The sequence below is a fragment of the Streptomyces guryensis genome, from assembly GCF_021261325.1.
Lineage (GTDB): Bacteria > Actinomycetota > Actinomycetes > Streptomycetales > Streptomycetaceae > Streptomyces > Streptomyces guryensis.
Genome location: NZ_JAJSBI010000003.1, coordinates 156,530 through 170,482, shown reverse-complemented (window position 1 = coordinate 170,482; position 13,953 = coordinate 156,530). Strand labels below are relative to the sequence as shown.

Annotated in this window: 16 protein-coding genes; 12 read left to right on the top strand and 4 right to left on the bottom strand. The window is 71.2% G+C overall.

The genetic code is table 11. The features are described 5' to 3' along the window. The first annotated feature begins 100 nt into the window (after nt 1–100). Nucleotides 101–1,732, top strand: a complete 1,632-nt coding sequence (locus LJ657_RS07685) for a phospho-sugar mutase (RefSeq protein WP_232647634.1) — start codon at nt 101–103, stop codon at nt 1,730–1,732. A gap of 580 nt (nt 1,733–2,312) precedes the next feature. Here the strand turns inward: LJ657_RS07685 and LJ657_RS07680 are convergent. Further along, nucleotides 2,313–3,014: a PH domain-containing protein gene (locus LJ657_RS07680; RefSeq protein ID WP_232647633.1), complete on the bottom strand. Its 702-nt coding sequence runs from the start codon at nt 3,012–3,014 to the stop codon at nt 2,313–2,315. A 203-nt stretch (nt 3,015–3,217) separates the two neighbouring features. On the opposite strand from LJ657_RS07680, the gene deoC reads away from it, so the two are divergent. The 5 genes from deoC to LJ657_RS07655 all read left to right on the top strand — a co-directional run bounded on the left by deoC (nt 3,218) and on the right by LJ657_RS07655 (nt 7,172). Then, complete coding sequence (gene deoC / locus LJ657_RS07675; RefSeq protein ID WP_232647962.1) at nt 3,218–4,177, top strand: deoxyribose-phosphate aldolase; 960 nt, start codon at nt 3,218–3,220, stop codon at nt 4,175–4,177. 5 nt (nt 4,178–4,182) lie between these two features. Beyond that, complete coding sequence (locus LJ657_RS07670; protein WP_232647632.1) at nt 4,183–5,646, top strand: aldehyde dehydrogenase family protein; 1,464 nt, start codon at nt 4,183–4,185, stop codon at nt 5,644–5,646. Further along, nucleotides 5,639–6,544 (top strand): aldehyde dehydrogenase family protein, encoded by a 906-nt coding sequence (locus tag LJ657_RS07665; protein ID WP_232647631.1) that lies wholly within the window; start codon nt 5,639–5,641, stop codon nt 6,542–6,544. The genes LJ657_RS07670 and LJ657_RS07665 overlap by 8 nt, the downstream gene beginning before the upstream one ends. Nucleotides 6,545–6,671: 127 nt before the next feature. After that, nucleotides 6,672–6,920, top strand: coding sequence for a type II toxin-antitoxin system Phd/YefM family antitoxin (locus tag LJ657_RS07660; RefSeq protein ID WP_208782558.1), 249 nt, complete (start codon nt 6,672–6,674; stop codon nt 6,918–6,920). Next, a complete protein-coding gene (locus LJ657_RS07655) occupies nt 6,921–7,172 on the top strand; it encodes a type II toxin-antitoxin system RelE family toxin (protein ID WP_232647630.1) in 252 nt (83 codons plus the stop codon). It begins immediately after the preceding gene. A gap of 77 nt (nt 7,173–7,249) precedes the next feature. On the opposite strand, the gene LJ657_RS07650 is transcribed toward LJ657_RS07655, so the two are convergent. Further along, nucleotides 7,250–7,651, bottom strand: a complete 402-nt coding sequence (locus LJ657_RS07650; protein WP_232647629.1) for a hypothetical protein — start codon at nt 7,649–7,651, stop codon at nt 7,250–7,252. A 126-nt stretch (nt 7,652–7,777) separates the two neighbouring features. On the opposite strand from LJ657_RS07650, the gene LJ657_RS07645 reads away from it, so the two are divergent. Then, nucleotides 7,778–8,413, top strand: a complete 636-nt coding sequence (locus LJ657_RS07645) for a uridine kinase family protein (RefSeq protein WP_232647628.1) — start codon at nt 7,778–7,780, stop codon at nt 8,411–8,413. Nucleotides 8,414–8,609: 196 nt separating this feature from the next. Here the strand turns inward: LJ657_RS07645 and LJ657_RS07640 are convergent, their stop codons facing one another. Further along, a complete protein-coding gene (locus LJ657_RS07640) occupies nt 8,610–9,353 on the bottom strand; it encodes a SigE family RNA polymerase sigma factor (protein ID WP_232647627.1) in 744 nt (247 codons plus the stop codon). A gap of 254 nt (nt 9,354–9,607) precedes the next feature. Between LJ657_RS07640 and afsQ1 the strand changes: the two genes are divergently transcribed. The 5 genes from afsQ1 to LJ657_RS07615 all read left to right on the top strand — a co-directional run bounded on the left by afsQ1 (nt 9,608) and on the right by LJ657_RS07615 (nt 13,427). Further along, nucleotides 9,608–10,285, top strand: a complete 678-nt coding sequence (gene afsQ1, locus LJ657_RS07635) for a two-component system response regulator AfsQ1 (protein ID WP_030929935.1) — start codon at nt 9,608–9,610, stop codon at nt 10,283–10,285. Then, nucleotides 10,282–11,847 (top strand): ATP-binding protein, encoded by a 1,566-nt coding sequence (locus tag LJ657_RS07630; protein WP_232647626.1) that lies wholly within the window; start codon nt 10,282–10,284, stop codon nt 11,845–11,847. Before afsQ1 ends, LJ657_RS07630 begins: the two co-directional genes overlap by 4 nt. Further along, nucleotides 11,844–12,446, top strand: coding sequence for a hypothetical protein (locus tag LJ657_RS07625; protein WP_232647625.1), 603 nt, complete (start codon nt 11,844–11,846; stop codon nt 12,444–12,446). Before LJ657_RS07630 ends, LJ657_RS07625 begins: the two co-directional genes overlap by 4 nt. Before the next feature lie 130 nt (nt 12,447–12,576). Continuing rightward, entirely contained in the window at nt 12,577–13,128 is a 552-nt protein-coding gene (locus tag LJ657_RS07620) for a VanZ family protein (protein WP_232647624.1), read from the top strand. A 95-nt stretch (nt 13,129–13,223) separates the two neighbouring features. After that, the gene (locus LJ657_RS07615; protein WP_232647623.1) at nt 13,224–13,427 is read left to right on the top strand and encodes a PspC domain-containing protein; all 204 of its coding nucleotides are present in this window, start codon (nt 13,224–13,226) and stop codon (nt 13,425–13,427) included. An 80-nt stretch (nt 13,428–13,507) separates the two neighbouring features. Here the strand turns inward: LJ657_RS07615 and LJ657_RS07610 are convergent, their stop codons facing one another. After that, on the bottom strand, nt 13,508–13,861 hold the full coding sequence (locus tag LJ657_RS07610; RefSeq protein WP_232647620.1) for an ATP-binding protein: 354 nt from the start codon (nt 13,859–13,861) through the stop codon (nt 13,508–13,510). Nucleotides 13,862–13,953: the final 92 nt, after the last annotated feature.

Here is a 13,953-nt window from a genome sequence, read left to right as displayed (position 1 = left end):
CGTCCGGCGTTTGAGGACGAGGCCCTTCGGGCCGAAGGGGGGTCCGGGGGCGCGGCCCCCAGGGACCCGCACCACGAGACAACGAGAGGCTGACCCGGACGTGCACGACGAACTGCTCACCCGCGCCAACGCATGGCTCGCCGAGGACCCCGACCCGGAGACCCGCGACGAGCTCGCCAAGCTCATCGAGGCCGGCGAGGCCGCGGAGCTCGAAGAGCGATTCAGCGGCACCCTCCAGTTCGGCACCGCGGGTCTGCGCGGTGAGCTCGGGGCGGGGCCGATGCGGATGAACCGTGCGGTCGTCATCCGTGCCGCCGCCGGTCTGGCCGCGTATCTCAACGCCAGGGGAGAGCGCGGCGGTCTCGTCGTCATCGGCTACGACGCCCGGCACAAGTCCGCGGACTTCGCCCGCGACACGGCGGCCGTGATGACGGGCGCGGGCTTTCGCGCCGCGGTACTGCCCCGGCCGCTGCCCACCCCCGTGCTCGCCTTCGCGATAAGGCATCTCGGCGCGGTCGCGGGCGTGGAGGTCACCGCCAGCCACAACCCGCCGCGCGACAACGGCTACAAGGTCTATCTCGGCGACGGTTCGCAGATCGTGCCGCCGGCCGACGCGGAGATCGCCGCCGAGATCGACGCGATCGTCTCCCTGGACGACGTGCCGCGTCCGGAAGCCGGCTGGGAGATCCTCGACGACAGCGTCCTGAACGCCTATCTGGCCCGCACGGACGCGGTGCTCGCCGCCGGTTCCCCGCGCACCGCCCGCACCGTCTACACGGCGATGCACGGCGTCGGCAGGGACGTCCTGCTCGCCGCGTTCGCCCGCGCCGGTTTCCCGGCGCCCGTCCTGGTCGCCGAGCAGGCCGAGCCCGACCCGGACTTCCCCACCGTCGCCTTCCCCAACCCGGAAGAGCCGGGCGCCATGGACCTCGCCTTCGCGCAGGCCCGCGCGACCGACCCGGACCTGATCATCGCCAACGACCCCGATGCCGACCGCTGCGCCGTGGCCGTGAAGGACGGCGGCGACTGGCGGATGCTGCGCGGCGACGAGGTGGGCTCGTTGCTCGCCGCCCACCTCGTCCGGCGGGGCGCCCAGGGCACCTTCGCGGAGTCGATCGTCTCGTCGTCCCTCCTCGGCCGTATCGCCGAGAAAGCAGGCCTGCCGTACGAGGAGACGCTGACCGGCTTCAAGTGGATCGCCCGCGTCGAGGGCCTGCGCTACGGCTACGAGGAGGCCCTCGGCTACTGCGTCGACCCGGACGGGGTGCGCGACAAGGACGGCATCACCGCCGCGCTGCTGATCACCGAGCTGGCCTCCGAGCTCAAGGAGGAGGGGCGGACCCTGCCGGATCTCCTCGACGACCTCGCCGTCGAGCACGGGCTGCACGCCACCGACCAGCTCTCGGTCCGGGTGGAGGACCTCACGGTCATCGGCCGTGCCATGGAGCGGCTGCGCGAGCAGCCGCCGACCGAGCTCGCGGGCCTCGCCATCACCAGGGCCGAGGACCTCACCCGGGGCACCGACAGGCTGCCGCCCACCGACGGGCTGCGCTACACGCTCGACGGCGCCCGCGTCATCGTCCGCCCGAGCGGCACGGAGCCCAAGCTGAAGTGCTACCTGGAGGTCGTGGTCCCCGTCGCCGCGCACACCGGTCTTCCGGCGGCCCACGCCACCGCGAACGACCTCCTGGCGGCGATCAAGCGGGACCTGTCGGCGGCGGCCGGCATCTGAGCCACGCCGCAAGCAGGATCACGCGCTCGGTCACCCGCACGGGTGCGCCTGCCTCCGGCGGCGGGTGTGCGTGCCTTCCCGCGGCGGGCGGGCAGCCGTCGGGTACCGCGGCAGCGGGCGACTGCCGCGAACGCGCAGTCGCCGTTTCCCGGCCCCTCAGGACCACCGAGCCGGCAGTGGCCCCTGGTTTCCGTCGGGGTAGGGGATGGCCGTCGTGGCCGAGGTATGAGCTGAGCATGCCGAATGAAGCCGCGAAGCGGTAGCCCGGAGCCCACGGCCGGGCTTTACCGCACCTGGGGCCTGAGCGGGGCCGGGCCCGGACTGGGCCCGGCAATCCGAGCCAGAAACCAGCGGCCCAAGCCGAATCCCAGCTGCCCAGGCCAACGACCAGCCGCACAGGCCAGCAACCAGCAACCAGCAACCAGCAACCAGCAACCAGCAACCACCCAAACAAACCCCAGGCCATCCGGCCAGAAACCAGCAGCCCAAGCCGAATCCCAGTTGCCCGGGCCAAAGCCCGGCGGTCCACGTGGCCTCGTCAGCCCCGGGCCGGGCCCCGGACCGCCGTATCAGGTGCGGGTCAGCCCGTCGCCGCGAGGATCGCCAGCAGTACCGCCCCGGCCAGCGCGGGCCCCGCGATCTCGTACGCCCAGCGCACCGTCACCTCGCCCTGCGCCGTCTCCGCCTGCTCATGGGCTTCGAGCAGCTCGCGCAGGTCGTCCATGACCTTGTCGCTCTCGGCTCGCGGGGACCCCTCAGGGACCGCGGCACCGCCCGAGAGCCCGCTGGGCCCGAAGACACCGCCCAGACGGCCCCGCCGGCCCCCTCCGCTCGCATCCGCGGCCCGGTCCGCCTTCGCCCTGGCCCCCTGCCGCGCCGCCCTCTTCCGCGCCCGCAGCGAGACGGGGACGGCCCACAGCTGGTACTTGCCGCCGGACTTCACGACGACCTCGTTGGAGTAGCCGGACCGCAGCGTGGCGGCCTCCCCCCAGGGCACCACGACGATGCGGAACGGGTTGCGGATGCGCAGCCGCTCCTCGTTGGCGTGGACGGCGGGGCGCAGCGTGAAGGCGACGATCAGCGGCACGACGAGGATCAGGGTGGCGAGGGCCAGCCATGGGGTGCGGCCGTGCCCGGAGACGATCGCGTCGATGCCCAGCCAGCCCGCGAGGGCAAGCAGCAGGACCCCGCCGGCGATGCCCCCGGACGACCGGTACGCCCGGTCCTTGAACTGGGAGGCCGGGGGCGGCGGTGCTGGGGAGTCGTGGTCCGGGGTCGTCATGCTGCCGATTGTGCCTCAGGCTGTGGGCGGGGTGGCGCCCAGGCACCGTGGGGGGACACGCCATGCGCGGGCGCGGCTTGTCTGTGGCTGGTCGCGCAGTTCCCGGCGCCTGTTGAGGGGCGGGCCGCTCCCCCGCGTCGCACAGAGCCGTTCCTTCCGGGGTGTACAGCCGCTACGCGCGTAGATATGCTCGTCTGGTGACCATGCCCACCACTGCACCCACAGCACATGCTCTCGCTGACGTCGCCGCGTCCGACAGCACGCTGCGCCGCTTCCTCCACGGGCTGCCCGGCGTCGACGCGGTCGGCCTGGAGGCGCGCGCCGCCTCGCTCGGCACCCGTTCCATCAAGACGACCGCGAAGGCGTACGCCATCGACCTCGCCATCTCGATGGTCGACCTGACGACGCTGGAAGGCGCGGACACCCCGGGCAAGGTCCGGGCACTCGGCGCCAAGGCGGTCCACCCCGACCCCACGGACCGTACGACCCCCGCGACCGCGGCCGTCTGCGTCTACCCCGACATGGTGCCCGCCGCGAAGGAGGCCGTCGCCGGCTCCTCCGTGAAGGTCGCCTCGGTCGCCACCGCCTTCCCGGCGGGCCGCGCCCCGATCGCCGTGAAGCTGGCCGACGTGCGCGAGGCCGTCGCCGCGGGCGCCGACGAGATCGACATGGTCATCGACCGCGGGGCGTTCCTCGCGGGCAACTACGTGAAGGTGTACGACGAGATCGTCGCCGTACGCGAAGCCTGCGGCACGGCGGCCCGCCTCAAGGTCATCTTCGAGACCGGCGAGCTGTCGACGTACGACAACATCCGCCGCGCGAGCTGGCTCGGCATGCTGGCGGGCGCGGACTTCATCAAGACGTCCACCGGCAAGGTCGCGGTCAACGCCACCCCCGCCAACACCCTGCTGATGCTGGAGGCCGTGCGCGACTTCCGCGCGCAGACCGGGGTGCAGGTGGGTGTGAAGCCCGCCGGCGGCATCAGGACGACCAAGGACGCCGTGAAATTCCTCGTACTGGTCAACGAGACCGCCGGCGAGGACTGGCTGGACAACCACTGGTTCCGCTTCGGCGCCTCCTCGCTCCTGAACGACCTGCTGATGCAGCGTCAGAAGCTGGCCACCGGCCGCTACTCCGGCCCCGACTACGTGACGGTGGACTGATCACCATGGCATCGGCATTCGAATACGCACCCGCACCCGAGTCCCGCGCGATCGTCGACATCGCGCCCTCGTACGGCCTGTTCATCGACGGCGAGTTCACCGACGCGGCCGGCGGCAAGGTCTTCAAGACGGTCTCCCCGAGCACGGAGGAGGTGCTGTCGGAGATCGCCCAGGCCGGTTCCGAGGACGTCGACCGCGCGGTGAAGGCCGCCCGCAAGGCCTTCGAGAAGTGGTCGGCGCTGCCCGGCTCGGAGCGCGCCAAGTACCTGTTCCGCATCGCGCGGATCATCCAGGAGCGCAGCCGTGAGCTGGCGGTCCTGGAGACCCTGGACAACGGCAAGCCCATCAAGGAGACCCGCGACGCCGACCTCCCCCTGGTCGCCGCGCACTTCTTCTACTACGCGGGCTGGGCGGACAAGCTCGACCACGCTGGGTTCGGCCGGAGGACGACGAATGGACACAGCGGCCCCGCCCCGCGCCCCCTGGGCGTGGCCGGCCAGGTCATCCCCTGGAACTTCCCGCTCCTGATGCTGGCGTGGAAGATCGCCCCGGCGCTCGCCACCGGCAACACGGTAGTGCTGAAGCCCGCCGAGACGACCCCCCTGTCCGCCCTGTTCTTCGCGGACATCTGCCGCCAGGCCGGCCTCCCCAAGGGCGTCGTGAACATCCTTCCCGGCTACGGCGACACGGGCGCCGCGCTCGTCGCCCACCCGGACGTCAACAAGGTCGCGTTCACGGGGTCGACGGCGGTCGGCAAGGAGATCGCCCGCACAGTGGCGGGCTCCCGCAAGAAGCTCACCCTCGAACTGGGCGGCAAGGGCGCCAACATCGTCTTCGACGACGCCCCCATCGACCAGGCCGTCGAGGGCATCGTCAACGGGATCTTCTTCAACCAGGGCCAGGTCTGCTGCGCGGGCAGCCGGCTCCTCGTCCAGGAGTCGATCCAGGACGAGCTGCTGGACTCCCTCAAGCGCCGCCTGTCCACGCTCCGCCTCGGCGACCCGCTGGACAAGAACACGGACATCGGCGCGATCAACTCCGAGGAGCAGCTCTCCCGCATCACCACCCTCGTCGAGCAGGGCGAGGCGGAGGGCGCCGAACGCTGGTCCCCGGCCTGCGAGATCCCGTCCTCCGGCTACTGGTTCGCCCCGACGCTCTTCACGAACGTCACCCAGGCGCACCGGATCGCCCGCGACGAGATCTTCGGCCCCGTGCTGTCCGTCCTCACCTTCCGCACCCCGGACGAGGCGGTCGCCAAGGCCAACAACACCCCGTACGGCCTGTCGGCGGGCATCTGGACGGAGAAGGGCTCGCGCATCCTCGCCGTCGCGAACAAGCTCCGTGCGGGCGTCGTCTGGTCCAACACGTTCAACAAGTTCGACCCGACCTCGCCGTTCGGCGGCTACAAGGAGTCGGGCTTCGGCCGCGAGGGCGGCCGCCACGGCCTGGAGGCGTACCTCGATGTCTGAACCGAACCGTCTGAGCGTCTTCAAGACCTACAAGCTGTACGTCGGCGGGAAGTTCCCGCGTTCCGAGAGCGGCCGGGTGTACGAGGTGACGGACAAAAAGGGCAACTGGCTGGCGAACGTGCCCCTTTCGTCCCGCAAGGACGCCCGTGACGCGGTGGTCGCCGCCCGCAAGGCGTTCGGGGCGTGGTCAGGGGCCACCGCCTACAACCGCGGCCAGGTCCTCTACCGCATCGCCGAGATGCTGGAGGGCCGCCGCGAGCAGTTCGTGCGTGAAGTGGCCGACGCGGAAGGCCTGTCCAAGTCCAAGGCGACCGTCATCGTCGACGCGGCGATCGACCGCTGGGTCTGGTACGCGGGCTGGACCGACAAGATCACCCAGGTGGTCGGCGGCGGAAACCCGGTCGCGGGCCCGTACTTCAACCTGTCCTCGCCCGAACCGACGGGAGTGGTGGCCGTCCTGGCCCCCCAGGAGTCGTCGTTCCTCGGCCTGGTCTCGGTGATCGCCCCGGTGATCGCGACCGGCAACACCGCGGTCGTGGTGGCCTCCGAGAAGTCCCCGCTCCCCGCGCTGTCCCTGGGCGAGGTGCTGGCCACCTCGGACCTGCCCGGCGGCGTCGTCAACGTCCTCTCCGGCCGTACGGCGGAGATCGCGGCACCACTGGCCGCGCACCAGGACGTCAACGCGATCGACCTCGCCGGCGCCGGCAACGACGACGGCCTGGCGAAGGAGCTGGAGATCGCGGCGGCGGACAACCTGAAGCGGGTTCTCCGTCCACAGCCTGTGGATGAAGCCGACTGGTCGGCGACGCCTGGCACCGACCGCATGACGGCGTTCCTGGAGACGAAGACGGTCTGGCACCCCACGGGGTCGCTGGGCGCGTCGGGCTCGGCGTACTGAGCCCTCACCAGCCGAGCCGCGCCTCTCCTCCGTCCGGGGGAGGCGCGGCTCTCCTGCCGAGGTGAGCCATGCAGGCCTATAGTCATATGAATTGCACACTAGAGTAATCTTGTGTCACCATGTGCGCATGGTAGAGATCGCCATCAGCGCAGCCCGCTCCCAGCTCGGCGACCTGGTCCGCCGCGCCGCCCACGGCCGCGAGACCATCGCCCTCACCGATCACGGACACGTGGCCGCTCTCCTCGTATCGCCGCAGGTGATAGAGGATCTCGAAGACGCCCTGGTGTTCGCGGACTACCAGCGGCGCAAGGCAGAGGGAACGCTCGAACCGGGCATCCCTCACGAGGAAGTCGGCCGGATGCTGGGGCTGCGGTAAGTGGCCTACGAGATCATCTGGGAGCCCGGTGCCACGAGCACGGCCGTGCGGTTCCTCAAGGAGGACCCAGCCGGCTTGTCCGCCGTATACGAGGCCGTAGACGCCTTGGCCACCGACCCACGCCCGCCAGGTTCCATCCCCTACGGCTCCCCCGATCTTCGCCGCTGGCACGTCGGCGACTACCGGGTGCTGTACATCATCGACAACGACGTGATCCACATCATGGTCACCCACCTCGGCCGAACCGCCTGATCAACGATCAGGCAAACCTGAGAGCCGCGCCCTCCCCCGTCGGGGGAAGACGCGGCTCTGTCATGCGCGGGCCGGATTCAGACCACCCGAGGGCCGCCCAGCAGCATGGCGGCCGTCTCCAGCGCCGCCGGAACCGAACCGACCGGGCTTTCCTGACTCAGAGCGGCCAGTCCGGAGAGCGGGCCGGCGATGTGGTTGTCCGTCGGGCCGACGGTGTTGCGGGTGAGGGCGCCCCGCTTGAGGCCCTGAACGGAGCCGGTGACGGACCGCACCTGGCCGGTCGGGCCCTGGAGGCTCTTCTGCGGGTCGAGCTTGCCGAGCGCGTCGGCCGCGGTGGCCGGCGACAGCGGCACCTTCACGGCCGCGGTGGAGTCCGCGGACGCCGTCGCCGCGCTCGCGCCAAGTGCCGCCGAGACGGTGGCGAGGGCGATCAGGGCGCGCCGGGCGTGCGGCTTGGAGGGGGAAGCGTGTCGTGCCATTGCAGTAGTCACCTTGGATTCGCTGAGTAATCAGGTCGACACGAAGGGTAGTTGAGATGTGATGCGCACACCAAAGCCGACCCGCGGGGTCGGCAGGACGTACGGAATACGTCAAACTGGTGTCCCGTGAGCATCCATCTCCCCGCCGCCGCCCGCGTCGTGCTGCTCTGCGGCCCCTCGGGCTCGGGCAAGTCCCTTGTCGCCGCCCGCTCCGGGCTTCCCGTGCTGCGCCTCGACGACTTCTACAAGGAGGGCGAGGACCCGACGCTGCCGCTGGTGGCGGCAAGCTCCGACATCGACTGGGACCACCCGGACTCCTGGGACACGGACACGGCTGTCGCCGCGATCGCGGAGCTGTGCCGCACCGGCCGTACGAAGGTCCCCGTCTACGACATCTCCCTCTCCGCCCGCACCGGCGAGGAGGCCGTCGACATCGGCCGGACACCACTGTTCATAGCGGAGGGCATCTTCGCGGCCGAGATCGTCGAGCGCTGCCGGGAGTTGGGACTGCTGGCCGACGCGCTGTGCCTGAACCGAGGCCCGGTCCGCACCTTCCGCCGCCGCTTCCTGCGGGACCTCAAGGAGGGCCGCAAGTCGGTCCCGTTCCTGCTGCGCCGCGGCTGGCGCCTGATGCGCCAGGAACGCTCGATCATCGCCCGCCAGACCGCACTCGGAGCCCACGCCTGCGACCGGGACGAGGCCCTGGGCCGACTGGCCGCGGCCGCGGTGGGCCGGCGCCCCGCGGCGACTCCCTCACGCTGACGGCACCCACGAGAACGGGAGCACGGCAGCGGGAGCACACAACAGAAAGCGGGACTGGACGGACCCCCCGGCCCTCCAGTCCCGCTCTCCCCCGTTCCCCCTCGGTGCTTCCCCCATGAACCCCCGTGGGTCCCCCCGGTTACCGCTCCCCCGTACTTCCCCCGTACTTCCCCCGTTACTTGCTTCCCCCCAACCCTCAGGCGACGAGCTCCCCGAAGGCGTCCTCCTCGTCACGGCCGAAGCTGAGGACCTCGTCCTCGCGCAGCCGGCGGAGCGACCGCCAGATGCTGGACTTCACCGTGCCGACACTGATGTCGAGGATCTCCGCGATCTCCGGGTCCGTGCGGCCCTCGTAGTAGCGCAGGACCAGCATGGTGCGCTGGAGTTCGGGGAGGCGGGCGAGCGCCTGCCACAGGACCGCGCGCAGCTCCGTGCCGCGCATCGCGTCCGTGTCGCCGGGCGTCTCCGGCAGTTCCTCGGTCGGGTACTCGTTCAGCTTGCGGCGGCGCCACGCGCTGATGTGCAGGTTCGTCATGGTGCGGCGGAGGTAGCCCCCGACCGCGGCCTTGTCGCTGATCCGGTCCCACGCCCGGTACGTCGAGAACAGCGCGCTCTGCAGCAGGTCCTCGGCCTCGAAGCGGTCACCGGTCAGGTGGTAGGCGGTGGCGTACAGGGAGGCGCGGCGCTCCTGGACGTAGGCGGTGAACTCCGCCTCCGACAGCGAACGACGCTCCCCCGTGTCCTCCCTGTACGCGCTTCCCCCGTGCGTTTCCCCCGTGAGGTTGTCAACCACCGTCATGTACGCGGTGTGCTGACGCCCGGCGCCGCGAGCGCACCCCCGCCCGCTCACGGCACCGGACTTCTCAGAACCCCGGCCCCCGTTCACATCGTGCAGGCGCGTGATCACTGCGCTGGTGCTCGTGCTGTGCAGCATGTTCATCTCGCGCCCCCCGTCGTGGACTTCCGGTGTTCGGCTTGCTCAGGCGGTGGATCTCTGCGGTGCTTCCTTGCCTGTGCCGAGAAGCTTGCCCGCGCACCTTCATGGCGGTGTCCGCCGACTGTCACAGACCTGTCACAGGGGTCGGCCATCGGGAAGACACAGCGCGGTCACAGAGGAGAGCGGTACGGGCACGCAGGCATACAGGTCCGCGGCAGGAGTCGAAACCCCGACCCACCATGGGCCAGAATGAGCGCGTGCCTACCCTGTTGCTGATCGAGGATGACGACGCCATCCGTACGGCCCTGGAGCTGTCTCTTACGCGCCAGGGACACCGGGTTGCCACCGCTGCCACCGGTGAGGACGGTCTGAAGCTCCTGCGGGAGCAACGGCCGGACCTGATCGTGCTGGATGTGATGCTGCCCGGCATCGACGGGTTCGAGGTGTGCCGGCGCATCCGGCGCACGGACCAGTTGCCGATCATTCTGCTGACCGCGCGGAGTGACGACATCGATGTGGTCGTGGGCCTGGAGTCCGGCGCGGACGACTATGTGGTCAAGCCGATCCAGGGACGGGTGCTCGACGCCCGGATCCGGGCCGTGCTGCGGCGCGGGGACCGCGAGTCGACCGACGCGGCGAGCTTCGGCAGCCTGGTCATCGACCGCGCGGCGATGACCGTGACCAAGAACGGCGAGGACCTGCAGCTCACACCGACCGAACTCAGGCTGCTCCTGGAGCTGAGCCGGCGGCCCGGCCAGGCGCTGTCCCGGCAGCAGTTGCTGCGTCTGGTGTGGGAGCACGACTACCTGGGCGACTCCCGGCTGGTGGACGCGTGCGTCCAGCGGCTGCGCGCCAAGGTCGAGGACGTGCCGTCGTCCCCGACGCTGATCCGTACCGTGCGGGGCGTGGGCTACCGGCTGGACACTCCTCAGTGACAACTGCGCAGGGGGGGGTTCGCGGCTGGGCCGCGACCCGCAAGGGACATCTTTCACGGCTGCGCTTCACCAGTCTGCGGCTGCGCCTGGTCGTCGTCTTCGGACTGGTGGCGCTCACCGCCGCCGTGTCCGCGTCCGGGATCGCCTACTGGCTCAACCGCGAGGCCGTGCTCACCCGCACCCAGGACGCGGTGCTCGGCGACTTCCGGCAGGCGATGCAGACCCGGGCGGGCACCCTGACCGCGCACCCCACGCAGGACGAACTGCAGCACACCGCGGGCCAGATGGCGAACAGCAGCCAGCGCTTCAGCGTGATCCTCGTCGCGCAGGACGCCGACGGCAGGACGGTCTACGGCAGTTCGGGCGGCCTGGACGGCTTCTCGCTGCGGGACGTGCCCGAGCCGCTGCGCGCGGCCGTGAACAAGAAGCAGCAGGTCGACTCGGGCAACAAGTACGCGTACCACCTGTACTGGCAGCGCGTCGTCGTCCACGGCACGCCGTACCTGGTGGCGGGCACGAGGGTGATCGACGGCGGGGCGACCGGGTACATGCTCAAGTCGCTGGAGCCGGAGGCCAAGGACCTCAACTCCCTGGCCTGGTCGCTGGGGATCGCCACCGGGCTGGCGCTGGTCGGCTCGGCGCTGCTCGCGCAGGCCGCCGCCTCCACCGTGCTCAAGCCCGTGCAGCGGCTCGGGGCCGCCGCCCGCCGGCTCGGCGAGGGCAGGCTGGACACCCGGCTCAGGGTGTCCGGGACCGACGAACTCGCCGATCTGTCACGGACGTTCAACTACGCGGCCGAGGCGCTGGAGAAGCGGGTCGAGGACATGGCCGCACGGGACGAGGCGTCCCGGCGGTTCGTCGCCGACATGAGCCATGAACTCCGTACGCCGCTCACCGCGATCACCGCCGTGACGGAGATCCTGGAGGAGGAGCTGGAGGCTGAGAACGGGTCGATGGACCCGATGATCGAGCCCGCCGTACGGCTCGTCGTCAGCGAGACCCGGCGGCTCAACGACCTCGTCGAGAACCTCATGGAGGTCACCCGCTTCGACGCGGGCACCGCACGGCTGGTCCTGGACGACGTCGACCTCGCCGACCAGATCACCGCCTGCATCGACGCCCGCGCCTGGCTGGACGCGGTCGACCTGGACGCCGAGCGCGGCCTCCACGCCCGCCTCGACCCGCGCCGCCTGGACGTGATCCTCGCCAACCTGATCGGCAACGCGCTCAAGCACGGCGGGTCGCCGGTGCGGGTGTCGGTGCGGCCCGAGGACGACCGGATCGTCATCGCGGTGCGCGACCACGGGCCGGGCATCCCCGAGGACGTCCTGCCGCACGTCTTCGACCGTTTCTACAAGGCGAGCGCGTCCCGGCCGCGCTCCGAGGGCAGCGGCCTGGGCCTGTCCATCGCCCTGGAGAACGCCCATATCCACGGCGGTGAGATCATCGCCGCCAACTCCCCCGACGGGGGTGCGGTGTTCACGCTGCGGCTGCCGCGGGACGCGTCGGCGCTGACGGAGGAGTCCGAGAAGGACACGGGGAAGAACGGGAACGCCTCATGACCGTACGACGTCTGCTGGCGCTCCCCGTCCTGGCCGCGCTGCTCACCGGCTGCGGCATCCGCTCCACGGAGGTGCCCACGGACTTCGGGGCGGCGCCCTCCCAGGTGCAGTGCTCGCCGACCGAGCCGGAGGTCTCCACCCAGGCGTCGCGCGGGCTGCCGGTGCAGGTGTTCCTGCTGTGCGGCTCCTCGCTGGTCGCCGTGGACCGGACGGTTCGGGTCCCGGACGGCTCCCCGGACTCGCGGCGGCGGGTGCTGGTGGCGCAGGGGCTGCTCGACCAGCTCGCGGCCACGCCGTCGGCCGCGGAGAAGGAGGCCGGGTACACCACGGACGTACGCGGCGGCATGACCGTGAGCGGCCCCCGCTCCGGCGACCCCGACGACACGCTCCGGCTGAGCAGTCCGCCCGGTGACCTCACGTCCTTCGCGCTGGCCCAGGTCGTCTGCACGTTCTCCGACTCGGCGGCGGCCCAGGGCGACGGCTCGGTCATCCTCGGCGGTCCCGGCAAGGAGCCCCTGCTCCGCTACGAGTGCACGGACGAGGTCCGCTCCCGTCCGGGCACCGAGCAGCCGCCGTCGAGCGGGGTCACGGGCGGCTGACGTACGCGAGTGAGCCGGAGGGGCGCCCCGGAGGTGAACGAGCCGTGAAAGGGGCGTGTGGCGCAAGCCTCATGCAGGTACCTGCGGGCAAGCCGGAACCGATCCCGCCGCGGGCGGCGTCTACGGGGGCGTGCAGCGTCAAGGCTCCATCGGCGACAGCGCCGCGATCCGTATCCGTGTGGCAGGGGGTGTCCTCCTTGTCGCACACCTCGCGTTCGTCGCCTGGTTCACGCTGCGCCCGCTGGACGTGCCCTGGGTGATGCCCCCCAACCTGCATCCGTTCGCCGGCATCCGCGCCGACCTGGCCCTGGGCCGGCCGGAGGCGGCCCGCCGCATCGGTGAGGGCGTCGGGCTTCTCGCGCCACTAGGCGTACTGCTCCCGATGGCGCACGGCAGGCTCTGGGCCTTCCCGTTCGCCTCGTTCGTCCGTACGGTCGCCGCGGGTGCGCTGGTCTCCCTGGGCATCCTGCTGCTGCAGACCGGGGTGCCGGGCCGGGTCCCGGACGTCGACTCGGTGCTTCTGAACACCGCGGGTGTGGGCCTCGCCCACCTCGCGGTCGTCCCCGCGGCCCGCTCCCGGCTCCGCCGCAGGTCCGAGCGGAGTGAACGGGCAGCCATCCGTCAGGAGGAAGCGGTTCAGGGTCGGACCCCGACGTTTCCCAGGGTCGGGATCGCACCGTAGAGCGACGCTTTGCCCCCTTCGTCTCCGTAGCGTGGAAGGCAGATGAGGCAGCCGCCAAGAGGCCGCCCCCACCGACGCTCACGAAGGAGCCGCACATGTCCGCCCTCGTCCGCCCCACCCACGGCCGCATGATCGGCGGCGTGTGCGCCGGTCTGGCGCGGCGCTTCGGCACCTCCGCGACCACGATGCGCGTGATCTTCCTGCTCTCGTGTCTGCTGCCGGGCCCGCAGTTCCTGCTCTACATAGCGCTGTGGATCCTGCTGCCCTCCGAGGACAAGGCGGCCCGCACCGCCTGGTGAGCCCCTTCCCGCAGGTACGCCGATGGGGCGCACCCCCTGCCCGGGGGTGCGCCCCATCGGCGCGTTCGAAGGGCGGCGGCTCAGCCGATCGGCATGCCGTTCACGGGCAGGCCGTGCGTGGGCAGGGTCGACTGCACCGGCAGACCGCCGAGCAGTCCGGCGACCGGCGCGGACGGGCCGTCGGCGAGCGCACGGGCGGACGGCTGCACGGAGGAGAGACCGCGTTCGAGGGCGGGCTTGCCCTGGGCCACCGCCGCCTGGGCACCAGGCAGCGCCTGGGAGACGTTCTGCGCCGGGAGCGCGCTGGTGACGGAGTCCAGCGTCCCGGTCGCGTCCGGGACCGCCGGGGCCGCGTTCGCGGCGCCCGCGCCCGTGGCGGCGAAGGCGGCACCGAGAGCGGCGACACCGAGGGTCTTGGCAGCAGACTGCTTCATGAAATGCGTCCTCGAAATGGGGTTGGGGAAATGTGAGCGGTGTCCACGACCGTAAACACGGGCACCCGCCCGCCGCAAACATCGAAATGCGA

Coding starts and splice junctions, on each gene's coding strand:
- LJ657_RS07625 (WP_232647625.1), top strand. CDS start 11,844: ATGACCGTACGACGTCTGCTGGCGCTCCCCGTCCTGGCCGCGCTGCTC.
- LJ657_RS07670 (WP_232647632.1), top strand. CDS start 4,183: ATGGCATCGGCATTCGAATACGCACCCGCACCCGAGTCCCGCGCGATC.
- LJ657_RS07680 (WP_232647633.1), bottom strand. CDS start 3,014: ATGACGACCCCGGACCACGACTCCCCAGCACCGCCGCCCCCGGCCTCC.
- LJ657_RS07660 (WP_208782558.1), top strand. CDS start 6,672: ATGGTAGAGATCGCCATCAGCGCAGCCCGCTCCCAGCTCGGCGACCTG.
- LJ657_RS07640 (WP_232647627.1), bottom strand. CDS start 9,353: ATGAACATGCTGCACAGCACGAGCACCAGCGCAGTGATCACGCGCCTG.
- LJ657_RS07650 (WP_232647629.1), bottom strand. CDS start 7,651: ATGGCACGACACGCTTCCCCCTCCAAGCCGCACGCCCGGCGCGCCCTG.
- deoC (WP_232647962.1), top strand. CDS start 3,218: ATGCCCACCACTGCACCCACAGCACATGCTCTCGCTGACGTCGCCGCG.
- LJ657_RS07665 (WP_232647631.1), top strand. CDS start 5,639: ATGTCTGAACCGAACCGTCTGAGCGTCTTCAAGACCTACAAGCTGTAC.
- LJ657_RS07615 (WP_232647623.1), top strand. CDS start 13,224: ATGTCCGCCCTCGTCCGCCCCACCCACGGCCGCATGATCGGCGGCGTG.
- LJ657_RS07610 (WP_232647620.1), bottom strand. CDS start 13,861: ATGAAGCAGTCTGCTGCCAAGACCCTCGGTGTCGCCGCTCTCGGTGCC.